This window comes from Nisaea sp., from assembly GCF_965216895.1.
Lineage (GTDB): Bacteria > Pseudomonadota > Alphaproteobacteria > Thalassobaculales > Thalassobaculaceae > Nisaea.
This window is the reverse complement of record NZ_OZ244205.1, coordinates 1,880,128-1,901,484: the sequence shown is the minus strand read 5'-3', so window position 1 is coordinate 1,901,484 and position 21,357 is coordinate 1,880,128. Positions and strand designations below refer to the sequence as shown.

General features: G+C 65.1%; 18 protein-coding genes. 16 read left to right on the top strand and 2 right to left on the bottom strand.

The window, feature by feature from the left end:
- Positions 1–2 precede the first annotated feature (2 nt).
- Complete coding sequence (locus tag ACOOE1_RS09100; RefSeq protein WP_420406031.1) at positions 3–1,169, bottom strand: M24 family metallopeptidase; 1,167 nt, start codon at positions 1,167–1,169, stop codon at positions 3–5.
- Between the two features lie 406 nt (positions 1,170–1,575).
- Between ACOOE1_RS09100 and ACOOE1_RS09095 the strand changes: the two genes are divergently transcribed.
- The 3 genes from ACOOE1_RS09095 to ACOOE1_RS09085 are packed head-to-tail and all read left to right on the top strand — an operon-like array spanning position 1,576 to position 5,698.
- A complete protein-coding gene (locus tag ACOOE1_RS09095) occupies positions 1,576–3,522 on the top strand; it encodes a TonB-dependent receptor plug domain-containing protein (protein ID WP_420406030.1) in 1,947 nt (648 codons plus the stop codon).
- The gene (locus tag ACOOE1_RS09090; RefSeq protein ID WP_420406029.1) at positions 3,522–4,106 is read left to right on the top strand and encodes a YfiR family protein; all 585 of its coding nucleotides are present in this window, start codon (positions 3,522–3,524) and stop codon (positions 4,104–4,106) included. The genes ACOOE1_RS09095 and ACOOE1_RS09090 overlap by 1 nt, the downstream gene beginning before the upstream one ends.
- Positions 4,103–5,698, top strand: a complete 1,596-nt coding sequence (locus ACOOE1_RS09085; protein WP_420406028.1) for an ATP-binding protein — start codon at positions 4,103–4,105, stop codon at positions 5,696–5,698. Before ACOOE1_RS09090 ends, ACOOE1_RS09085 begins: the two co-directional genes overlap by 4 nt.
- A 25-nt stretch (positions 5,699–5,723) precedes the next feature.
- Here ACOOE1_RS09085 and ACOOE1_RS09080 read toward each other — a convergent pair whose 3' ends face one another.
- A complete protein-coding gene (locus tag ACOOE1_RS09080) occupies positions 5,724–6,944 on the bottom strand; it encodes an aminopeptidase P family protein (RefSeq protein WP_420406027.1) in 1,221 nt (406 codons plus the stop codon).
- 421 nt (positions 6,945–7,365) lie between these two features.
- Here ACOOE1_RS09080 and ACOOE1_RS09075 point away from each other — a divergent pair, with 421 nt between their 5' ends.
- From ACOOE1_RS09075 to ACOOE1_RS09015, 13 genes are all read left to right on the top strand, one after another.
- Complete coding sequence (locus tag ACOOE1_RS09075) at positions 7,366–8,187, top strand: GntR family transcriptional regulator (protein WP_420406026.1); 822 nt, start codon at positions 7,366–7,368, stop codon at positions 8,185–8,187.
- A gap of 24 nt (positions 8,188–8,211) precedes the next feature.
- Positions 8,212–9,453, top strand: a complete 1,242-nt coding sequence (locus tag ACOOE1_RS09070; RefSeq protein ID WP_420406025.1) for an ABC transporter substrate-binding protein — start codon at positions 8,212–8,214, stop codon at positions 9,451–9,453.
- Between the two features lie 79 nt (positions 9,454–9,532).
- A complete protein-coding gene (locus ACOOE1_RS09065; protein WP_420406024.1) occupies positions 9,533–10,432 on the top strand; it encodes a branched-chain amino acid ABC transporter permease in 900 nt (299 codons plus the stop codon).
- On the top strand, positions 10,429–11,457 hold the full coding sequence (locus ACOOE1_RS09060) for a branched-chain amino acid ABC transporter permease (RefSeq protein ID WP_420406023.1): 1,029 nt from the start codon (positions 10,429–10,431) through the stop codon (positions 11,455–11,457). Before ACOOE1_RS09065 ends, ACOOE1_RS09060 begins: the two co-directional genes overlap by 4 nt.
- Positions 11,450–12,196: an ABC transporter ATP-binding protein gene (locus ACOOE1_RS09055; RefSeq protein WP_420406022.1), complete on the top strand. Its 747-nt coding sequence runs from the start codon at positions 11,450–11,452 to the stop codon at positions 12,194–12,196. Before ACOOE1_RS09060 ends, ACOOE1_RS09055 begins: the two co-directional genes overlap by 8 nt.
- Positions 12,189–12,890 (top strand): ABC transporter ATP-binding protein, encoded by a 702-nt coding sequence (locus ACOOE1_RS09050; RefSeq protein ID WP_420406021.1) that lies wholly within the window; start codon positions 12,189–12,191, stop codon positions 12,888–12,890. Before ACOOE1_RS09055 ends, ACOOE1_RS09050 begins: the two co-directional genes overlap by 8 nt.
- Before the next feature lie 3 nt (positions 12,891–12,893).
- Positions 12,894–14,183 carry a 3-isopropylmalate dehydratase large subunit gene (locus ACOOE1_RS09045; RefSeq protein ID WP_420406020.1) on the top strand — a complete coding sequence of 430 codons (1,290 nt, stop codon included), beginning with the start codon at positions 12,894–12,896 and terminating at the stop codon, positions 14,181–14,183.
- Complete coding sequence (gene leuD, locus ACOOE1_RS09040; RefSeq protein WP_420406019.1) at positions 14,180–14,665, top strand: 3-isopropylmalate dehydratase small subunit; 486 nt, start codon at positions 14,180–14,182, stop codon at positions 14,663–14,665. The genes ACOOE1_RS09045 and leuD overlap by 4 nt, the downstream gene beginning before the upstream one ends.
- Positions 14,662–15,540, top strand: a complete 879-nt coding sequence (locus tag ACOOE1_RS09035; RefSeq protein ID WP_420406018.1) for an isocitrate lyase/PEP mutase family protein — start codon at positions 14,662–14,664, stop codon at positions 15,538–15,540. Before leuD ends, ACOOE1_RS09035 begins: the two co-directional genes overlap by 4 nt.
- Positions 15,540–17,273 carry a hydantoinase B/oxoprolinase family protein gene (locus tag ACOOE1_RS09030; protein ID WP_420406017.1) on the top strand — a complete coding sequence of 578 codons (1,734 nt, stop codon included), beginning with the start codon at positions 15,540–15,542 and terminating at the stop codon, positions 17,271–17,273. Before ACOOE1_RS09035 ends, ACOOE1_RS09030 begins: the two co-directional genes overlap by 1 nt.
- Positions 17,270–19,339: a hydantoinase/oxoprolinase family protein gene (locus ACOOE1_RS09025; protein WP_420406016.1), complete on the top strand. Its 2,070-nt coding sequence runs from the start codon at positions 17,270–17,272 to the stop codon at positions 19,337–19,339. Before ACOOE1_RS09030 ends, ACOOE1_RS09025 begins: the two co-directional genes overlap by 4 nt.
- A complete protein-coding gene (locus ACOOE1_RS09020) occupies positions 19,339–19,947 on the top strand; it encodes a cysteine hydrolase family protein (RefSeq protein ID WP_420406015.1) in 609 nt (202 codons plus the stop codon). Before ACOOE1_RS09025 ends, ACOOE1_RS09020 begins: the two co-directional genes overlap by 1 nt.
- Positions 19,944–21,338, top strand: a complete 1,395-nt coding sequence (locus ACOOE1_RS09015; protein WP_420406014.1) for an FAD-dependent oxidoreductase — start codon at positions 19,944–19,946, stop codon at positions 21,336–21,338. Before ACOOE1_RS09020 ends, ACOOE1_RS09015 begins: the two co-directional genes overlap by 4 nt.
- Positions 21,339–21,357: the final 19 nt, after the last annotated feature.

Sequence of the window (21,357 nt, the reverse complement as noted above, 5' to 3'; positions counted from 1 at the left end):
CTTCAGCGTATCGGCAGATCCAGCCCGTGCCGGCTCAGGACCTCGGCGCCCGTCTCGGTGACCAGAACGGTGTTTCCCAGTCCCATGGCGAGCCGGGTTTCGGGATCGCCGACCATGACATGGGGAAAGAACACCATCCCCGGCCGCAGTTCCAGCGGGTTCCCCGCATAGATCATCGGCGGCACATCCATCCAGGATGGCCGGTAGGTCGCGCCGAGCGAATAGCCGCAGGCCGCGAAGCGGTGTTCCGCATGACCCGCCGCGTCCAGCCGGGCGCGGTGGATCTCGTCGACGGCGCCGAGCGCCGCGCCGGGCCTGAAGGCCTCCTGCATCTCCAGGAGCGTGTCGCGGACCACTGCATGCAGATTGCGCTGCTCTTCCGTCGGCCCTCCGATGGAGATGCTGCGCTCGATGCAGCAATTGTAGCGCCGGTAGGTCCCGGCATATTCGAGGATCAGAAGATCCCGGTCGTCGAGTGGGCGGGGACCGCCGACACCGCGTCCGTAGATCGCGCGTGAGCCGGAATTGACCAGGGGCCCGGCCGGCGAGACGTCGCCGCCGCCGCGCAGGGTCGTGGTCATGATCGCGGCAGTCACTTCCGCGTCGATCACCCCGGCGCGGGCGACCGCGAGGGCCGCTTCATAGGCATCGTCCGCAAGGGTAGCGGCCCTGCGCAGAAGGGCGATCTCCGCTTCGGATTTGACCAGCCGGAGGCCCGAGATCACGTCGCTCGCATCGACGAGCGTGCAGAACCCGTCCATCGCCCTCTGCACTGCCGCATGGTTCTTGCCGGTCAGCCCGTAGGTCTCGAGCTCGATCCCGATGCGGGCGCCCGCAAGCCCGAGCCCGGCGAGGATGTCCCGAAGCTGTCCGGCCGGATCCGCGCCTTCTGCGTTCAGCCACACATGGATGTCGTCGATGAGAGACGTATCCCGTGCCTGTGAGACGTCGGGGCGGCGGCAGAGCAGCGTCAGCGGCCTGTCGTCCGCGGTCAGCACGAGGCACTGGAAGAAAACGTACCCGCCGCCGTCATAGCCGGTCAGGTAATAGTGGGTCTCCTGGCCGAAGCAGAGGAGGGCGTCGAGGTCGCGCTCCGCCAGCCGCGTGCGGGCCCGCGCAAGGCGGCTGCGATATTCGGTTTCGGAGAATGTAAGCGATAGATCCTGCATCGGCCTGTGCACTCAAGTGAGTTGTGTGAGTCCGCGCAATTGAGCCATTCTGTTTGGGGGCTCACAAGTCCTTCTGCATGCTGGCATATGATCTTGTGACTTATTTTGTTTCCAGATCATGGACTGTAAGAAATAACCTGGCTGGTTATCGATGCCGTGGGAAAAAAATAATGCTTCGGTTAAAGAGTTATTTATGATCGAGGTCATAGTATCACGGGGTCTCTCTTGATGGCCTTCATATGCCGGAAGGCCGCTTTCAAAGGGGGATCGGCTTCATTTGCGCATTACGCCGGAAGGGGCTGCAGATTTGCTGCAATCGGTACGGTCCGGGTGTGACTGTCTCGTGCCCGGGTGATTTTGGTCTGGGGGGATCATGACTCGCTTCGCTATTGGAGCGCCGCTGTTCATGGCAGCATGTGTGCTCATGTCTGCCGAGGCCGTTTCTTCGGCTCCGGCAACGGATTTCACGGATCTTTCGCTCGAGCAGTTGATGCGGGTCGAGATCACGTCGGCGGCGAAACGTCCGGCTACGGTGCTGGATACGCCAGCGGCCGCGTTCGTGCTGACAAACGAGGACATTCACCGCTCTGGTGCGCGATCCATTCCCGAGGTGCTGCGGCTGGTCCCGGGGCTGAACGTCGCCCGGACTAGCTCGAGTGGCTGGGCGATTTCGGCGCGTGGCGACAACGGCCTTTTCGCAAACAAGCTTCTGGTCCTCGTGGACGGCCGGTCCGTCTACACGCCCCTTTTCTCCGGCGTGTTCTGGGACCGCCACGACACGCTCCTTGAAGATGTCGAACGCATCGAGGTGATTCGCGGACCCGGCGCGTCGCTCTGGGGCGCCAACGCCGTGAACGGCGTCATCAACATCATCACCAAGAACGCCGAGGACACGCAGGGAACCTATCTTTCCGCCGGATATGGGACCGGGGACGAGAAGGAAGCCGAGGCCCGGTACGGCGGCGAGCTCGGCGAATACGGGCATTACAGGATCTACGGCAAGGGATTCGAACAAGGCGGGCAGGAGGCGCATGACGGCGGCGAAGGCGCCGATGACTGGCGTTCGGCCCGTGCCGGCTTCCGGATGGACGTGACCGGTGCGAATGGCGACGCCTGGCAATTGCAGGGCGGGAGTTTCGGGAACGACGTCGGAAACAAGGCCACATTGCCAACTTTCGACGCTCCCTACAGCACGATGGGAACGCTCGACTCGGAAATCACCGGTGGATATGCCCTCGGAACGTGGTCGCGTGACATCTCTTCGACCAACCGCGTCGAGGTCCGGAGCTATGTGCAGCGCACCGTCTTCGAGGACGACCGGCTCGACGAGGAGCGCAACACCTTCGATATCGAGGCCGACCACAATTTCACCTATGCGGACCGCCACCAGATCGTCTGGGGCATGGGCGCGCGGTACAGCCACGACAATATCCGCGAAACCGACCAGTACGGATGGGGCGACAACGACGACGATCAATACCTGATCAACGGCTTCTTCCAGGACACGATCGGGTTCTGGGACGATGAGGTGCAGATCACCCTCGGCAGCAAGATCGAGTATAATAATTACACCGGCTTCGAGATACAGCCGAGCGCTCGGGCACTGTGGCATGTGAACAACCGCCACACGGTCTGGGGTGCGGTGTCGCGCGCGGTGAGAACGCCGTCGCGGGCGGAAGATGACATCGATCTCCTGGTTTCCGTGTCGCCGGCGGCCGGGATATCACCATTCGGAACGGAAACACGGCTCGTCGGCGATTCTGCCCTTCAATCCGAAGAGTTGCTGTCTTTTGAAGCCGGTCACCGCTGGCAGTTCAGCAGCAGCCTGTCGTTCGATCTGGCTGCATATTACAATTTCTATGATCGCCGGGTTTCGGCTGCAGTCGGGGACACCTATTTCGTCACCCGCAGCGGCGGTACCAACCTGGTCTTGCCGCTGGTTGTGAACAATGACGGTGAGGCGGAGACCTATGGCTTCGAGCTGCTCGCCAACTGGCAGCCGCGCGAGGATCTGCGCCTGCAGGGATGGTACTCGCTTCTGGAACATTCTGAGGACCCGGCGGGGGATCCGAACCATCAGGCGTCTCTACGGGTCTCCTACGACCTCTCTGAAACAGTGGTTCTGGACGGGTTCGGACGCTATGTCGGCGAGTTGGGTGACGGCGCGGTCAGTGCCTACGGCGAACTGGGCGCACGCGTGGCCTGGTTCCCGCGTCCCTATCTCGAGCTGGCGCTCGTTGGCCAGAATCTCGTACGCGACAATCACCTGGAGTTCGGTTCGGACAGCGTCACGGGCACCCAATCCACCAGGATCGAGCGTTCCGTGTTCGGTTCGGTCACGTTGAGATTTTGATGCATTTTGCCGACGCCACACGCGTCGCGAAAGCGGCGCTGAGTTTACTGGGTCTGTCCATGCTCGCCCTCGGACTTACCTGTTCGCACGTGCGCGGGGCGCCGGGTGACAGCGCCACCGTGGCCGCGGTCAAGGCCGCGTTCGTGTTCAACTTTGCGAAATTCACCGATTGGCCCGAAAACCGGATGCGATCGGGCGATGCGGATATTGTTTTTTGCGTTCAGAGAAACGATCTCGATCATCGTGTCGTCAAGGATCTCGAGCGCAAGAGCATCAATGATAGAATGGTGGCCATTCGGATTCTGGGACCGGGCGCCGATATCATGGAGTGCCACCTTTTCTTCTTCAGCAACGGGATGCACGGCGCCGAGTTCGACGGGCTGGTCGCGCGGGCTGCGGCATCGAACGTGCTGCTGATCTCCGACATGCCGGACTTCGCGGAACGCGGCGGTCATATCGCGCTGATCACCGACCAGAACCGGTTGCGGTTCAAGATCAATCTGGGCGCGGCAACCGGATCCGGCCTCAAACTGAGCTCGAAGCTGCTGCAGCTGGCGGAAATTGTCGCGACGGAAAACCAATGATCAGGCCGTTGGTCAACTGGTTCGGCGATCTGTCGCTTCGCTCGAAATTCACCGCCGTGACAACGATCGTCGGGTTGACTGCGACGCTCTTTGCGACAGCGGCGTTTCTTTACTATGCGAACACCGCGAGCCGGGACGCTCTGGTCCGGGAGATGACGGCGCTCGGGCGGATCACGGCCGAGAATATGAGCGCGGCCCTGGTGTTCCGGGATCCGGGGACGGCCGGGCAGATACTCTCGGCACTCAAGGCGAGACCGGAGGTCCTTGGCGTTGCGGTCCGCCATGCGGACGGCTCGCCGTTTGCGGAGCACGGCGCCATGCCGTCGGGCTCGCAGCTTGAGGTCGCGGCGGGAGAAGAAAGCCACGCGTTCTTTCAGGATCATCTGACGGTCGTCACGCCCGTGATCCTGGACGGCGAGCCGGTCGGATCCGTCGAAATGGTGACCAGCCTCGACAACCTGCGCGATGAACGCAATGCCCTGGTCGGTATTGCCGCCGTCATTACCGTGATCTCGGCATTGATCGCACTCGGCCTTTCGGTGGCGCTCCAGCGCCTGCTGGTGCGGCCGATCACGCATCTCGCGGACGTCATGAGCCGGGTGAAATCGGAGCGCGCCTACGGGCAACGTGCTGTGCGCGAAACCAACGACGAGCTCGGGGAGCTGATATCCGGGTTCAACGAGATGCTCGAGCGCATCGAGGCCCAGCACAAGGAGCTTTCCGTATACCGCGCGCACCTCGAGAAATTGGTCCAGGAGCGCACCGGCCAGCTCGAGGAGGCGAACGAGCAGTTGCAGGGCACCATCATCGCCTTGCGCCGGTCGCGCGACGAACTCGAGGCCGCGAACCTGACCAAGACGACCTTCATGGCGAACATGAGCCACGAATTGCGGACCCCGCTCAATGCGATCATCGGCTTCTCCGAGGTCATGTCCCGTCAGGTCTTCGGCCCGCTCGGGAGCGAACGCTATGAGGGATATGCGGAAGACATCTCACGAAGCGGATCGCATCTGCTGGGCATCATTGGCCAGATCCTGGACATGACGCGGCTTGAAGCCGGCAAGATGGAAATCGAGTTCCAGGTGACGGACCTCAAGGGTCTGTTTGACGAGGCCCTGACGATCGCCGGGCCGGCGCTCGAGGAAAAGGAAATCGATCTGAAGCTGACCTTCCCGGACGGCCCGCTCCCGGATCTCAGTTGTGACTCGGTCCGCATCCGGCAGGTGATAATCAATCTGTTGTCGAACGCCGCGAAATTCACCGACCGCCACGGACGCGTCTCGATCTCGGTGGAAATCAACGGCGATCTCTTCATCCGCATCACCGACACCGGAATCGGCATCGCCGAGGAATACCTCGAGCGCGTGCTGACACCGTTTGCACAGGTCGAGAAGGCCTATGCGCGGGAGAACCATGGCGCGGGACTGGGACTGTCTCTCAGCAAGGGGCTGGTCGAACAGCATGGCGGAACGCTGGCGATCAGCAGCACGCTCGACGTTGGAACGACGGTGACCATTTGCCTTCCCGCCGAACGGCTCGTGTGGAGCCTCGACAGTCGAGACGCGGCGGGCCCCGAGGAGCGTGCCGGCTAGCGGCCCGGCATCTTCGTTCCCAGGGTCAACAGCCTACGACATTGTGCCCCGGCCCGTACGGGAAACCGGTGATGTTCTCGGCGCCGTCCTCGCCGATCACCAGAATGTCGTGCTCGCGGTAGCCTCCGGCGCCCGGTGTGCCCTCCGGCACCCAGAGCATCGGTTCCATCGAGACCACCATGCCGGGTTTCAGGACCGTATCGATGTCCTCTCGCAGCTCCAGTCCGGCCTCGCGGCCGTAATAGTGCGAGAGAATGCCGAAGGAGTGGCCGTAGCCGAAGGAGCGGTAGTCGAGCAGGCCTTCCTCCTGGAAGAAGCGGTTGATCCCTGCACAGATCTCGTCGCAGCGCGCGCCCGGCTTGATCAGCGAGATGCCGAGTTCGTGCGCGGCCACGTTCGCCTCCCAGAGCCGGAGCGTGTCCTTGTCGGGCTCGCCAAGGGTGAGCGTGCGTTCCAGCGCCGTGTAGTAGCCGGAGATCATCGGAAAAGTGTTGAGGCTGAGCAGGTCCCCTGCCTCGAGCTGGCGCATTGTGACCGGGTTGTGCGCGCCGTCGGTATTCAGGCCGGACTGGAACCAGACCCAGCTGTCGCGCATCTCGCTGTTCGGAAAGGCCTCGGCGATGGCAAGCTCCATCGCGTCCCGCCCGGCGATGGCGACGTCGATTTCCCGCGTTCCCGGTCTGATCGCGTCCCGGATCGCGGCGCCGCCGATATCGGCGATCCGGGCGCCTTCCCGGATCAGGGCGATCTCCTCCGGCGATTTCACCATGCGCTGGCGCATGGCGGCGGGCGCAACATCGATGATTTCCGTCACGCCGGCGAATTCCGCTAGCGCGTCCCGGGCCTGCAGGGTCAGGTGATCGCCCTCGATACCCGCCCGCGTCGCCGTGCCGATCAGTTCCTTCACCGCGCGCCAGAAATTGTTCCGCTGCCAGTCCGTATAGATGACGTTATCTTCGATGCTGCGCCGCCAGGGCTGGCCGCCGTCGATATTGGCGGACACCGTGGTGCACTTGTCGTGCGTGACGACGCAACCGAACGGCCGGCCGAAGCTGCAATAGAGGAAGCCCGAGTAATAGGCGATGTTGTGCATCGAGGTGAAGAGCACCGCCTCCAGGTCGAGACCGTCCATGATTTCGCGGAGCCCCCGCAGCCGGCGTTCGTACTCCGCGGCGGAAAAGGGGAGCGGCGCTTTGTCGCCATTGTGGCGGGTGAAGTGGGTGGGGCGTTCGCCGAGCGGCGTCATCCTGGCCTCCATGTCCGGTCCGGACGCAGGCGTCGCCCGGAGACTCCATCCGGGCGTGCAGGATGTTGGATCACCGTCCCGTCATGAGGAGCGGGAGGGGCGCATGCGAGAACCTGTTCAGCGGCGACGCCATCGCCGCACATGCTGACCGGGAGGTTAAGGCCGGATTTCCGATTTGGTCAATCCCGATCAAACCGCCCGATTGCCTTCAGCAATTTCCGGTGCGCCGCCGCCGCAGCATTCAGGTCGCGGGCCTGCCGGAGCGCCTCGCATTCCCGCCATTCCGCCTCGGTTCCGGGCCTGACCGCAATGCCAGCCCCGATCTGTCGCGATAGGCGGAATTTACTTGGCAGTTAAGAGAATCCGCTTGCGTCGCTTTCTAAACACATATCAATATAACAACTAGCGTATGGGGGTTTTCATGGCCGACCGGGTTGTCAGTGCGGGGATCGAGGGAGTGAGCGGTGCGCTCCGCATGCCGCTCTATCACCAGATCTTCCTGATTTTGCGCCAGCAGATCACCGACGGCCTGCATGAGTATGACGCGCTGATCCCGGGCGAACAGGAACTGGCGGAAACCTACGATGTCTCCCGCATCACCGCGAAGCGGGCGCTGGACGAACTGGCGGCCGAGGGGCTGGTCGTGCGCGAGCGCGGGCGTGGCACGCGGGTGCGCTACCGGCCGAAGGCGCGGGCCTTCCAGTCTTCCATGGACGGGCTGCTCGAGAACCTGATCGCGATGGGGCTGGAGACCGAGGTCAAGCTGATCTCCTTCGGCTATGTCCCGGCGAACGAGGAGGTGGCGGCAGCCTTGTCCTGTCCGATCGGCCAGGAGGTGCAGCGCTCGGTCCGGATGCGCCGCATCGAGGGCAAGCCTTTCTCTTTCCTGACCACCTATGTTCCAGCCGATATCGGGCGGCGTTACGACGCCTCCGACCTTGCGAACAAACCGCTGCTGTCCCTGCTTGAGCGGAGCGGCGTGGAAGTCGATGCGGCGAGCCAGGCGATTTCGGCCACGCTTGCAGATCCCGGGGTTGCCGGCCATCTCGGGATTTCGGCCGGATCGGCTTTGCTCAAGATCAACCGCATCGTGAAGGACCGGGACGGGCGGCCGGTCGAATACATCACCGCGCTCTACCGTCCCGACCAATACCAGTACCGCATGGTGCTCTCGCGAGTGCAGGGAGAGACGCACAATACCTGGACACCCAGCCAGGCGGCGGCAACGACCGCGAAAGACTGAGCCAACTGAACAGGGGATAAGGCAATGACCAAGATCAAGACTTTCGACAAATTCTCGCGCCGCCAGGTGCTGGCCGGCGTGGCCGCCGGCGGTGCCGTTGCGGCGGCCGGCACGCTCGGCATGCCGCATAACGCGCGGGCGGCCGATCCGGTGAAGGTGGGCGTGGTCCATCCGGTGACCGGCTTCCTGCAATTCTCCGGCACCCAGTGTCGCTTCGGCGCGGTCACCGCCATCGAAGAGATCAATGCGGCCGGCGGCATCAAGGCGCTCGGCGGCGCGCCGCTGGAGGCGGTGCTCGGCGATGCCCAGTCCAAGGCCGAGATCGGTGCGGCCGAGGTCGAGAAGTTCAACGAGGCGGGTGTTTCCGCGATCGTCGGTGCATATGCCTCCGGCATCTGCCTTGCCACAACGCAGGCGGCGGCGAAATACGGCATCCCGCATGTCGTCGATGTCGGCGTGAACGACAAGATTGTCGGCCGCGGCCTGGAGAACACCTTCCGCTTCGGTCCGGGCTTCGGTTCCATCACCAAGGCGGGCGTCGATCACCTGATCGCGATCAATGAGGCCGCGGGCAAGCCGACCAAGTCGGTTGTGATCGTGCACGAGAACACGACGCCGTTCGGCAGCTTCATGGCAGGCCTGCTGGAGAAGAACCTGACTCCGGCCGGTTTCGAGGTGAAGGAAGTGCTGCCGCACCCGACCGGCAACAAGGACTTCAACAACATTGCGTTGAAGATCAAGGAGGCAAACCCGGATCTGGTCATCCCGTCGCACTACTATGGCGACGGCGTGCTGTTTCTGCGCACCCTGCAGCGTCAGCGGGTGACGCCGAAGGCGATCTACTCCGTGCTCGGCGGGGCCTCTTCGCAGTATCGTTTCGTGAACGAGTTCCCGGATGCGGCCAGCTATGTGATGGACTGCAACCACTGGTTCGATCCGCGCAAGGAGGCCGCCCAGGCCCTGCGCAAGAAGACCGAAGCGGCCGGAAAGTCCTTCTCCTACGAGGTCTTCCTCGCCTACGAGGCGGTGATGTTCGCCGCCGACGCGATGGAGCGTGCCGGCTCGGCCGACCGCGCCAAGATCATCGAGGCGATGGCCTCCAGCACCTGGTCCGGGCATTTCATGCCCTATGGTCCGACTAAGATGGTCAACGGCCAGAACCAGGGTGCGCAGGCGATGGTCATGCAGGTGCTCGGCAGTGAAATCGAAGTCGTTGCGCCGAAAGAGTTCGCGACCAAGGCCCCGGTGTTTCCGCGCCCGGCCTGACGATCGGCTCTGAACCTGCCGGCGGGGACGGTTGGGGCCGTCCCCGCCGCTTAACGCGGCCCTAACGCGACTGACACCAATGGATTTTCTCGGTATCAGCCTGCCGTCCTATTCTCTGGAGACGGTTTTCGGCTCCGCCATCAGCGGCGTCTTTCTCGGTGCGATCTACGCGCTTGTCGCGCTCGGCCTGACGCTGATCTACGGCGTGCTGCACATCATCAATTTCGCCCATGGCAGCCTCCTGATGCTCGCGATGTATGCGGTCTTCTTCCTCTGGAGCGCGTTCGGGGTCGACCCTTATTTCGCCATGCTGATCGTGGTGCCGGGCGGATTCTGCTTCGGCTACCTCCTGCAGCGCAGCGTGATCGGTCGGGCGAGCCACGGGCGTGACGAGATCATCCTGCTGGCAACCCTCGGGGTTTCCATCGTGCTGGAGAATTTCGCGCTCTTCGCCTTCTCGGCGAACGAACGCAATGTACAGGTGCCCTACGATTTCGACGGGATCGACCTCGGCGTGGTCTACGTCGTCTGGCCGCAGCTCGCAGCGCTTGCCGGCTCGCTGCTGATCACCGGCGCGCTTTGGGCCTTCATGCAGTTCACCGACACCGGCAAGGCGATCCGCGCCGTGGCCAAGGAGCGGCAGGGGGCGCGGCTGATGGGAATCAATGTGGAGCATATCTTCGCCGTCAGCTTCGGCATCGGGACCGCCTGCGTCGCCGCGGCGGCCAGCCTGCTGGCGCCGACCTACGCCGTCTTTCCGCAGGTCGGCTATCTCTTCGTTCTGATCGCTTTCACCGTCGTCGTGCTCGGCGGCATGGGCAGCTTCGTCGGTGCCCTCGTCGGCGGTCTGATCATCGGCGTGACCGAGCAGATCGGCAGGCTCTATCTCGGCGAGAGCCTCGGCCTGATCACCATCTCGGCGATCTTCATCCTGATCCTTCTTTTCCGGCCGACCGGCCTTTTCGGACAACGGCTATGATCGGCGCAGGCACGCAGCGGACCCTCTGGGCGGTTCTGGTCGTGGCGCTGCTGGCGGCGCCCTTCGCCATCAGTTCCGGGCGCTGGATGGAGTTCATCGAGCTGACGCTCTTTGCCGCCGTGCTTGGCCAGGGCTGGAATATTCTCGGCGGCTATGGCGGGCAGTATTCCTTCGGGCACGCGCTGTTCTTCGGTACCGCCGCCTATCTGCAGGCGCTGCTGCAATACAAGCTCGGCTGGAGTCCGTGGGTGACGCTCTGGTTCGCGATCGCGGGTGCGGTCTCGGTCGGTGCCTTCGTCGGCTTTCTCAGTTTCCGATACGGGTTGCGCGGGTCCTACTTCGCGCTGGTGACCCTCGCCTTCGCCGAAGCCTTCCATGTGCTCGCCCGTTCCCTGATCGCGGTCACGGAAGGCGGGCGCGGGGTGCAGCTCGCGCTGAACCAGGATCCGGAGAAAGCGCTGGAGACCTTCCAGTTCACCTTCGCCGGACCGTTCCTTTCCGAAGCTGGCTATTACTACCTGATCCTCTTCTGCCTGCTGGTCGGTTTTGCCGTCACCGCCTGGCTGAACCATTCCCGCTTCGGCGCCCAGCTTCAGGCGGTGCGAGAGGACGAGGATGCGGCCGAGGCGCTCGGCATCAACGCTTTCCGGGTGAAAATGGGCGCGATCTGCCTCTCGGCCGCGGTGACTTCGCTCGCCGGGATCTACTACGTGCAGAAGTTCCTCTTCGTCGATCCTGGCATCGCCTACGGGCCCGGCAAGTCGGTGGAGGCGCTGTTCGCCGCGATTATCGGCGGGCTCGGCACGGTGATCGGCCCGCTGCTCGGCTCCGCCTTCATTCATCTCGTCGGCGAGTTCGCGAAGGAGACGATCGGTGCCATGCTCGGCGACAGACCGGGTGTCGACCTGATCCTCTTCGGTATCATCCTCGTGCTGATCCTTGCCTACATGCCGCGCGGCCTGGTCGGCCTCGCCGAAATGATCTGGAAGCGGCTCTCCGCGCGGAAGGAGGACGGCAATGCTTGAGGTCTCCGCCCTCACCAAGCGTTTCGGCGGCCTCGTTGCGGTCAATGGCGCGAGCCTGCACGTCGAGAAGGGCGAGATCGTCTCCCTGATCGGCCCGAACGGCGCCGGCAAGACCACGCTCTTCGCCTCCATCGCCGGTTTCCTGAAGCCGAATGACGGAACGGTGATGCTTGACGGACAGAACATCACCGGGCGCCGGCCGCACGAGATCTGCCTGCGCGGCATGGTGCGGACCTTCCAGGTGGTGAAGCCCTTTGCCGGACTCACCGTGCGGGAGAACATTGCCGTCGGCGCCCATACACGGATCGCGAACCGGGCCGAAGCGCTGGACCTTGCGAGCGAGGTCGCAGAACGTGTCGGCATGGGCCACCGGCTCGACCAGTCAGCGGGCGATCTCACGGTTGCCGGGCGCAAGCGTCTCGAACTGGCGCGGGCGCTGGCTACGCAGCCGAAGCTGCTGCTGCTCGACGAGGTCATGGCGGGCCTCAACGCGACCGAGATCCTCGAGATCGTCGGAATCATCCAGGGCATCCGCGAGAGCGGCGTCACCATCCTCCTGATCGAGCACGTCATGCAGGCCGTCATGAAACTCTCCGACCGGGCCTATGTGCTGAACTACGGCGAGATCATTGCCGAGGGCAGCCCGGCGGAAATCGCCCACGATCCCGCCGTGATCGAGGCCTATCTCGGGCATGGCGCGGCTGAACGGATGAAGGCCGTCGGAGGTGCCGATGCTTGAGGTCAAGGATGTCCGCGCCGGCTACGGCCAGGCCAAGGTCCTGCATGGCGTCTCGCTCAAGGTCGGCGAGGGCGAGCTGGTGGCGCTGCTCGGCAGCAATGGCGCCGGCAAGTCGACGCTGAACAACAATATCTCCGGCATCTTTCGGCCGTTCGGAGGCAGCATCCGCTTCGACGGGATCGAGATCGCCGGGGCCTCGACGGAGGAGATCGTCGACCGCGGTCTCATCCAGGTGCCGGAAGGCAGGCGGGTCTTTCCGAACATGACGGTGCGGGAGAATCTCGAACTCGGGTCCTACCGCCGCGCGAAGCCGAACCGGGCGCGCAATGTCGAACATGTGGTCGAGACCTTCCCGCGCCTGAAGGAGCGCTTCGGGCAATATGCCGGAACGCTCTCCGGCGGCGAGCAGCAGATGCTGGCGATCGGCCGCGGACTGATGGCGGAGCCGCGCCTGCTGATCCTCGACGAGCCGTCGCTCGGGCTCTCGCCATTGCTGGTGGAGGAGATGTTCGCGTTGATCGAGAAACTGCGCTCCGAAGGCCTTGCGGTCTTTCTGGTCGAGCAGAACGTCGTGCAGTCGCTGGAAATCGCCGACCGTGCCTATGTGATGGAGAACGGCCTGATCACGGTCGAGGGCGCGGCGAGGGATCTGATGAACGACGAGGAGCTGCGCCGCTCCTATCTGGGGATGTAGCCCATGGGCCAGACAAAGGGCATGACGCTCGCGGAGAAGATCATCGCCCGCGCCGCCGGACAGGACAGCGTCCGTGCGGGCGAGATCGTCACCTGCAGGGTCGATCTCGCGATGATCCACGACAGCGGCGGGCCGCGCCGGGTGAAGCCTGTGCTGGAACGGCTCGGGGTCAAGGTCTGGGACAATCGCAGGGTGGTCGTGATCTCCGACCACTACGTGCCTGCCGTCGACCAGCAGAGCGCGGCGATCCTGAAGCTTACCCGCGACTGGGTGAAGGACCAGGAGATCGAGAGTTTTTATGACCAGCAGGGCATCTGCCATGTCGTGTTGCCGGAGCGCGGGCATCTGAAGCCGGGCATGTTCGTGGTCGGCGGCGACAGCCATTCGCCGACCGGCGGTGCTTTCGGCTGCTACATGTTCGGCGTCGGCGCGACGGACATGGCGGGCGTGCTGGTGACCGGCGAGACCTGGATCCGGGTGCCCGAGACGATCCGTATCGACTGGACCGGCAGCCTGCCTCAAGGCTCGTCCGCCAAGGACATGATGCTGAAGCTCTGCGCCACTCTCGGCATGGATGGCGGCGACTACCAGGCGGTCGAATATACCGGCAGCACCATCGCCGGCCTTTCGATGACCGAGCGCATGACCATGTCCAACATGGCGGCCGAACTTGGCGCACAGGCCGGCCTGATCGCGGCCGACGACACGACATCGGACTATATCCGTGCCGCCGGCGCCGATCCCGGCACGGGCACGGTCTACCGCGGGGACGAGGATGCGGCCTACCGTGTGATCCATCGCTTCGACGCCTCCGAACTCGGCCCGCAGGTCGCGTCGCCGGACAGCCCGGCCAATTCGGGGCCGGTCGAGGACGCGGACGATACCGCCATCGACCAGTGCTATATCGGCGCCTGTACCGGCGCGAAGCTGGAGGATCTCCGGATGGCCGCTGAAGTGCTCGGCGGCCGCAAGGTCGCGAGTTCGACACGGCTGCTGATCGCCCCGGCCTCGACCCGGGTGACGGCGGCTGCCGCCGCGGACGGAACCCTCGCCAGGCTGACCGAAGCCGGGGCCATCCTGATGCCGTCCGGCTGCGGCGCCTGCGCGGGGTACGGCGCTGGCGTGCTGGCCGAAGGCGAGACCTGCATGGCCTCCACTGCCCGCAACTTCAAGGGCCGCATGGGCGCGCGTTCGTCGAAGGTATATCTCGGTTCTCCCTACACCGTGGCGGCGACCGCGGTACGCGGGCGGGTCGCCGATCCGCGGACCTTCCTCGCGGAGAGCCGGACATGAGCAGGGTCTGGAAATACGGCGATAATGTTGACACCGACCTGCTTGCCCCCGGCGCCTATATGAAAGGTCCGATCGAGGAACTGGCCGCCCATTGCCTCGAAGCCATCGATCTCGACTTCGCCAAGCAGGTCAAGCCGGGCGACGTCATCGTCGCCGGGCGCAATTTCGGCATCGGCTCCAGCCGCGAGCAGGCGGCGGAGGTTCTGGTCCGGCTCGGTGTGAGAGCGGTGATCGCCAAGAGCTTCGGCGGGATCTTCTATCGCAACGCCTTCAATCTCGGCCTTCTGGCGCTGGTCGCTGACACCGGGGACGAAATCGAGGCCGGGCACGAGTTGGATCTCGAGCCGGCCAGCGGCACGATCACGAACAAGACGACCGGCGCGCGGATTGCCGCCGAACCCGTTCCCGAGCATCTCCGCCGCATCGTCGCGGCCGGCGGGCTCGTTCCCTATCTCGAGCAACGACTGGAGAAACACGCATGACGCCGTCAAGCGTCCTGAAACAACGTCTGAAGCAACCCGAAATCCTGGTCGCGCCCGGCGTGTTCGACGCCTTCAGCGCGATGGCGGCGGCGAATGCCGGCTTCGAGGCGCTCTACGTTTCCGGCGCCTCGATCGCCTATACCCGCCTCGGACGCCCGGATATCGGCCTCTTCGGGCTCGAGGAAGTCGCCGATGTGGTCTCGCACATCGCCGAGCGGGTCGATCTGCCGCTGGTCGTCGATGCGGATACCGGTTTCGGCAACGCGCTCAACGTGCAGCGGACCGTGCGTCTGCTGGAGCGCTCCGGCGCCGCCGGGATCCAGATCGAGGATCAGGCGATGCCGAAACGCTGCGGCCATCTCGACGGCAAGGCCCTGGTCTCGATCTCCGAAATGGCGGGCAAGATCCGCGCCGCCGTCGATGCGCGCCGTGACGAGGCGACCCAGATCGTCGCCCGTACCGACGCCATCGCGGTCGAGGGGTTCGAGGCGGCGTTGGAGCGTGCCACTGCCTACAAGGACGCGGGCGCCGATGTGTTGTTCGTCGAAGCGCCGCGAGACGAGGCGGAGATCGCCGAGGTGGTGAAGCGTTTCGGTTCCGATATTCCACTGCTGGCCAACCAGGTCGAGGGCGGAAAGACCCCGGCGATGACTGCCGGGGAACTGCAGGACGCAGGGTTCGATATCGTGATCTTTCCGGGCGGACTGATGCGCGCGCTTGCGGTCACCATTACCGAGTATTTCCAGAGCCTGCATGCGAACGGCTCGACCAAGCCGTTCCAGGACCGGATGCTGGATTTCAGGGAGCTGAACGAACTGCTCGGCACGCCGGGCATTCTCGAGGCCGGTCGCAAGTATGACGGGGAGGGCGCCTGATGGCCGAGCTTGACCCGGTCACGCTCGCGGTCCTGAAGGGCCGGCTGGAGCAGATCGCCGACGAGATGGACGCGACCCTGTTCCGCAGCGCCTTCAACCCGATCATCGCCGAGGCGCACGACGCCTCGCACGGCCTCTACCACGCGACCACCGGCGAGACGCTGGTGCAGGGCAAGTCCGGCCTGCCGATCTTCGTCGGTGCCATGTCCTTCGCGGTGAAGGCGGTGATAGAGAAGTTCGGCGCCAAGGGGATTTCCGAAGGTGACGTCTTCATCTTCAACGATCCCTACGAGGGCGGCACCCACCTTTCCGACTTCAAGCTGGTGCAGCCCTTCTACCGCGACGGCGAACTGTTCTGCTTCCTCGCCTCGGTCGGGCACTGGCACGATGTCGGCGGCAACGTGCCGGGCAACTACAACCCGGTCGCGACCGAGAGCTTCCAGGAAGGGATGATGATCCCGCCGGTAAAGCTCTTCGCCAAAGGCGAGATGCGAACCGACGTGGTCGACATCCTGAAGGCCAATTCCCGCCTGCCGGGCAGCCTTTACGGCGACCTGAACGGTCAAATAAATGCGCTCCGCCTCGGCAACGAGCGGCTGCATGCGCTGCTCGACGAATATGGCGCCGGCACCGTCGCTGGCGCGATGACGGAGCTGCGAGACCGCGCGGGCCAGCTCATGCGCAGCCTGATCCGCGACATGCCGGACGGACGCTATTCCGCGGACGATTTCCTCGACAATGACGGCATCGTGGACGAACCTCTGCGGATCGCCCTCGACATCGTCATCGAGGGCGAGAAGATGGTGCTCGACTTTTCCCGGACCTCGCCCGCGTGCGACGGCCCGGTGAACATCTCCCGCTCGACCGCAATCGCCTCCTGCTACGTGGCGCTGAAGCACGTCTTCAAGGACGTCCCGGCCAATGCGGGCGTGCTCTCGCCGATCGAGTTCGTCATTCCCGACGGCAGCCTGCTCAGCGTCTCCGCGCCGAAGCCGGTCGGCGGCTACACGGAGACGATCCTCCGCATCATCGACACGGTCTTCGTCGCCCTCAGCGCGGCGGCACCGGAAATGGTCAATGGCTGCGCCTACGGGACAATCAACGCCCTCTCGCTCGCCGGGCATCGCAGTGACGGCCGGCGCTGGGTGATGTTCTCCTTCTTTGGCGGCGGCCATGGCGGCCATCCGGAGGGCGACGGCCTCAACCACGGCAATGCGCCGATCTCGACCGCGACGATCCCGCCGATGGAGATCCTCGAGGCCGCCTATCCGGTGCGCTTCACCCAGTGGGCGCTGCGTCCGGACAGCGGCGGGGCCGGGCGCCATCGCGGCGGGCTCGGCGCGATCTACGAGATCGAGCTGCTCGAGGAGAAGGCGGATGCCTTTCTCTTTGGCGAGCGCGGCCGCTTCGCGCCTTCAGGCGTGGTCGGCGGCGACGAAGCGGCGCTGAACAGGTTCACCTACGAGCAGGCGGACGGCGATCACACCCCGCCGATGGCCTCCAAGATGGTCGGGATCAAGCTGGCGAAAGGCCAGAAGGTCCGGCTGGAGACGCCGGGCGGCGGCGGTTATGGCGACGTGCTGGAGCGCGATCCGGCGGCGGTCGCCGAGGACGTTCGCCTCGGCTATGTCAGCACCGAGGAAGCCAGGACGACCTACCGCACCATCGTTGCGGCCGACGGATCGGTCGATGCCGCAGCTACCGAGGTCCTGCGCGCGGAGTCTGCGCAATGAATGACATGAGCCGGAAGACCGTCGTCGGGGTAGATGTCGGCGGAACTTTCACCGATCTCTTCTTCCTCGACGAGGCGGCGGGGACCTGCGGCGTTGCCAAGGTGCCCTCGACCAAGCCGGATCAGTCGCAAGGTATCCGCGGCGGTATTGGCGAAGGCGGTGTCGCGCTCGGCGCCATCGGCACCATCGTGCATGGCACCACGGTCGGCACCAACGCGCTGCTGGAGCGCAACGGTGCGCGCACAGGCGTGATCACCACGACCGGTTTCCGCGACGTGCTCGAGATGCGCCGCCGCGACCGGCCGCAAACCTGGGGCCTCTGGGGCAACTTCGATCCGGTCGTGCCGCGCGACCTCCGCCTCGAGGTGGACGAACGCGTGCTGGCGGACGGCTCCGTGCATACGCCGGTCGACGCGGAGGAGGTGAAGGCGGCGGCGAGGACCCTGCTGGAACGCGGCGCCGAGTCTGTCTGCGTCTTCTTCGTGAATGCCTATGCCAACGACGCGAACGAGAAGATCGCGCTCGAGGCGGTGAAGCAGGTCTGGCCGAACCCGCATGTGACGGCCTCCAGCGTCATCCTGCCGGAAATCCGCGAGTTCGAACGCGGCTCCACCGCCTCGCTCAACGCCTATCTGCAGCCGCCGGTCGGCAATTATCTCGAGCGCCTGGAGAACGGTCTTCGCGAAGGCGGCTTCGGCGGCCAGGTGCTGATCGTGCAGTCGAACGGCGGCGTGATGTCGGCCGAGGTGGCGCGCGCACTGCCGGTGCGCACTGCGCTCTCGGGACCGGCGGCGGGTGTCATCGCGGGCGCCTATATCGCGGCGGCGGCCGGCGAGCCGAACATCATCACCTGCGACATGGGCGGCACCAGCTTCGACGTCTCGCTGGTGGCGGACGGGGAGAGCGCGCTCAGCGCCCAGACCTCGATCGATTTCGGCATGGTGGTGCGCACCCCGATGATCGAGATCACCACCATCGGCGCCGGCGGGGGCTCGATCGCTTCGGTCGATCGTGGCGGGTTGCTGCAGGTGGGACCGGAAAGTGCCGGTTCCGACCCGGGGCCGGTTTGCTACGGGCTCGGCAACGATCGGCCGACCGTGACCGACGCCAACGTCGTCATGGGGCGGATCAACGCCGAGCGTCCGATCGGTGGCAAGCTCACCCGGCTCGATGTCGGGGCGGCGAAGGAAGCAATCCGGGTTCATGTGGCAGAACCGCTCGGCATCGAGGTGATGGAGGCAGCGGAAGCCATCGCCCGCGTCGCCAACGCCAAGATGGCGGGCGCGATCCGTCTCGTCTCGATCGAGCGCGGGCACGATCCGAAAAGTTTCACCGCGATGCCGTTCGGCGGCGGCGGCGCGCTCCATACCGGCGCGCTGATCAAGGAAGTCGGGCTCGCCCGTGCGCTTGTGCCGCGCTATCCGGGCGTCACCAGCGCGCTCGGCTGTGTCATCGCCGACATGCGCCACGACCGCGTGCAGACCCTGAACACGCTACTGGATGCGCTCGACGTTGTGGCGCTCAACAAGACGGTCGACGAGATCGTGGCGGAGGCCGAGGGCCTGCTCTCGGGCGCCAACGTGGCGTTCGAGGGTGTCGAGCGCACGGTCGAGTTCGACATGCTCTATCTCGGCCAGACCCACACGGTCTCGGTGCCGGTGCCGGACGCCATGAGTGGCGGGGCGGCCGCGCTCGACGCGACGAAGATCCGCACGGCCTTCGAGGCGGCCTACAGGTCCGCCTTCGGCAGCCTGCTCGACGACATCGGCATCCGGGTGATGAACCTGCGCGTCGCCGTCATCGGCAAGCGGCCGAAATTCGACCTCGCGCTGCTGGCGCCGGCCGAGGGCGGGTCGGTCGCGGCCTCTTGCACCGGCGAAAGGAAGATCTGGTTCGACGGCCAGTGGTGGGACAGCCCGGTCTATGACCGGCTCTCGCTTCCGGTCGGGGCCGAGATCCCGGGGCCGGCGGTGCTGGAGCAGGCGGACACGACGATTCTGGTAGATCCCGACCTGACCGGAAAAGTCGACGGCTACGGTAATTTCACGATCGCGAGGAAAGGCTGATGGCGGGCACCTTCGATCCGGCGACCAGCGCGCTGCTACTGGTCGATATGCAGAACGACTTCCTGCATCCCGAGGGCGCCTATGCCCGCGGCGGCGCAAAGGCCTCGGAGATCGCTGCGCTTCCGGCGAAGCTGAAACCGGTGGCCGGTGCGATGCGGGCGGTGGGCGGCTGGATCGTCTCGACCCATTTCACCCTGGTGCCGGGCAGGGGCGGCGAGCCCTTTATCTCGCCGCATTTGAAGCAGCTCCGGCCGTTCCTCGCCAAGGGGGATTTCGCACCGGGGAGTTTCGGGCAGGACCTGATCGCGGACCTGGCACCGGCCGATATCAAGGTGGAGAAGGTGGCCTTCTCCGCTTTCTACATGAGCCGGCTCGAATGGGTGCTGAACCGGGCCGGGGTCGAGCATTTGATTGTCGGCGGGATTGTCACCAACGGCGGCGTCGCCTCGACGGTACGCGACGCCCATGTCCGCGATTTCCACGTCACCGTGCTTTCCGATGGCTGCGCCGCCTTCTCACCGGAGGTGCACGAAACCAACATCGCCGCGCTGAAGAGCGTGGCGGAGATCGAGACCTGCGCGGGCGCGGTCGAGAGACTGAAGCCATGAACCGGGTCGCTCCAGCGGACGAAGAGGAATTCCCTGCCTTCGTCGAGACGATCATCGTCGGTGCCGGAGCCTGTGGGCTCACCGCGGCGCTCGCCGTGCAGGATGCGGGGGGCGAAGCTCTGGTGCTGGAGCGGGACGAGAGTCCGTCGGGTTCGACCTCGATGTCTTCCGGCTTCATTCCGGCGGCCGCGACGCGTTGGCAGCGGGATGAAGGGATCGATGACGATCCCGGACTCTTCCTCGAGGATATCCAGCGCAAGTCCCATGACCGCTCGGATCCCGAGGTGGCGGCGGAGGTCGTCGAAGCCATCGGGCCGGCGCTGGAATGGCTGGAGGACGAGCACGGCATTCCGTTCGAGGTGCTGGACGGCTTTCTTTATCCCGGGCACAGCCGGCGCCGGATGCACGCGGTGCCGGAGCGTACCGGAGAGGCTCTCCTGACGCGGCTGTTGCAGGCGGTGATGGCGGCGGGAATTCCGGTAATGACGGGCGCCCGCGTGACAACCCTGTTCACCGACGAGGACGATCGGATCGTCGGAGTCGAGATCGAGCGACCGGATGGCGGCGCGGAGCAGATCGGGTGCGGCAGCCTGATCCTCGCCTGCAACGGATATGGCGGGAACCGGGAAATGGTCGCCGCCAACATTCCTGCCATGGCCGAGGCTGAATATCACGGCCATGCGGGGAATACCGGAGATGCCGTGCTGTGGGGCGAGGCGCTCGGTGCGGAGCTGCGCGATCTTACCGCCTGTCAGGGACATGCCTCGCTCGCCACGCCGCACCGGATCTTGGTTACCTGGGCGCTGATGATGGAAGGCGGCATCCAGGTGAATCTGAACGGAGAGCGGTTCGCCAACGAGCATCAGGGCTACAGCGAGCAGGCTGTGGATGTGCTCAGGCAGCCGGACGGCGTGGCCTTCGATGTCTATGACGGCCGACTGCATGCGCTCGGGCTCGAGTTCCCGGATTACCGGGATGCTGTCAATGCCGGCGCGGCAAGATCGGCGCCGACTGTCGAGGCCCTGGCGGCGGAAATCGGTGTGCCGGCCGACCGGCTCGCCGCCGCCATCGCCGAAACCGCGGGCCAGGGCATAGACCGGTTCGGTCGGGATTTGTCCGGCACGCCGGCGCTGGAGGCGCCGTTCTATGCTGTTCGCGTGACCGGCGCGCTTTTCCACACCCAGGGCGGCCTTGCGGTCGACCGGGAGGCGCGGGTGCTCCGGACCGACGGAACGTCCTTTCCGAACCTGCTGGCGGCCGGCGGGGCCGCGGTCGGGGTCTCCGGGCCGGACATCTCCGGCTACCTCTCCGGCAACGGTCTGCTGACAGCGGTCGCGCTCGGCCGGATCGCCGGGGAAACAGCCGTTGCAGCGGCTGCGCAAAACCGCTAGGACAAGGCGCTTTTTTAGC

Bases quoted from the DNA above. Each gene is read 5' to 3' on its own strand.
- ACOOE1_RS09050 (WP_420406021.1), top strand. From the start codon at position 12,189: ATGCTTGAGGTCAAGGATGTCCGCGCCGGCTACGGCCAGGCCAAGGTC.
- ACOOE1_RS09045 (WP_420406020.1), top strand. From the start codon at position 12,894: ATGGGCCAGACAAAGGGCATGACGCTCGCGGAGAAGATCATCGCCCGC.
- leuD (WP_420406019.1), top strand. From the start codon at position 14,180: ATGAGCAGGGTCTGGAAATACGGCGATAATGTTGACACCGACCTGCTT.
- ACOOE1_RS09090 (WP_420406029.1), top strand. From the start codon at position 3,522: ATGCATTTTGCCGACGCCACACGCGTCGCGAAAGCGGCGCTGAGTTTA.
- ACOOE1_RS09055 (WP_420406022.1), top strand. From the start codon at position 11,450: ATGCTTGAGGTCTCCGCCCTCACCAAGCGTTTCGGCGGCCTCGTTGCG.
- ACOOE1_RS09060 (WP_420406023.1), top strand. From the start codon at position 10,429: ATGATCGGCGCAGGCACGCAGCGGACCCTCTGGGCGGTTCTGGTCGTG.
- ACOOE1_RS09025 (WP_420406016.1), top strand. From the start codon at position 17,270: ATGAATGACATGAGCCGGAAGACCGTCGTCGGGGTAGATGTCGGCGGA.
- ACOOE1_RS09095 (WP_420406030.1), top strand. From the start codon at position 1,576: ATGGCAGCATGTGTGCTCATGTCTGCCGAGGCCGTTTCTTCGGCTCCG.
- ACOOE1_RS09015 (WP_420406014.1), top strand. From the start codon at position 19,944: ATGAACCGGGTCGCTCCAGCGGACGAAGAGGAATTCCCTGCCTTCGTC.
- ACOOE1_RS09020 (WP_420406015.1), top strand. From the start codon at position 19,339: ATGGCGGGCACCTTCGATCCGGCGACCAGCGCGCTGCTACTGGTCGAT.
- ACOOE1_RS09075 (WP_420406026.1), top strand. From the start codon at position 7,366: ATGGCCGACCGGGTTGTCAGTGCGGGGATCGAGGGAGTGAGCGGTGCG.
- ACOOE1_RS09035 (WP_420406018.1), top strand. From the start codon at position 14,662: ATGACGCCGTCAAGCGTCCTGAAACAACGTCTGAAGCAACCCGAAATC.
- ACOOE1_RS09085 (WP_420406028.1), top strand. From the start codon at position 4,103: ATGATCAGGCCGTTGGTCAACTGGTTCGGCGATCTGTCGCTTCGCTCG.
- ACOOE1_RS09070 (WP_420406025.1), top strand. From the start codon at position 8,212: ATGACCAAGATCAAGACTTTCGACAAATTCTCGCGCCGCCAGGTGCTG.
- ACOOE1_RS09100 (WP_420406031.1), bottom strand. From the start codon at position 1,169: ATGCAGGATCTATCGCTTACATTCTCCGAAACCGAATATCGCAGCCGC.
- ACOOE1_RS09030 (WP_420406017.1), top strand. From the start codon at position 15,540: ATGGCCGAGCTTGACCCGGTCACGCTCGCGGTCCTGAAGGGCCGGCTG.
- ACOOE1_RS09065 (WP_420406024.1), top strand. From the start codon at position 9,533: ATGGATTTTCTCGGTATCAGCCTGCCGTCCTATTCTCTGGAGACGGTT.
- ACOOE1_RS09080 (WP_420406027.1), bottom strand. From the start codon at position 6,944: ATGACGCCGCTCGGCGAACGCCCCACCCACTTCACCCGCCACAATGGC.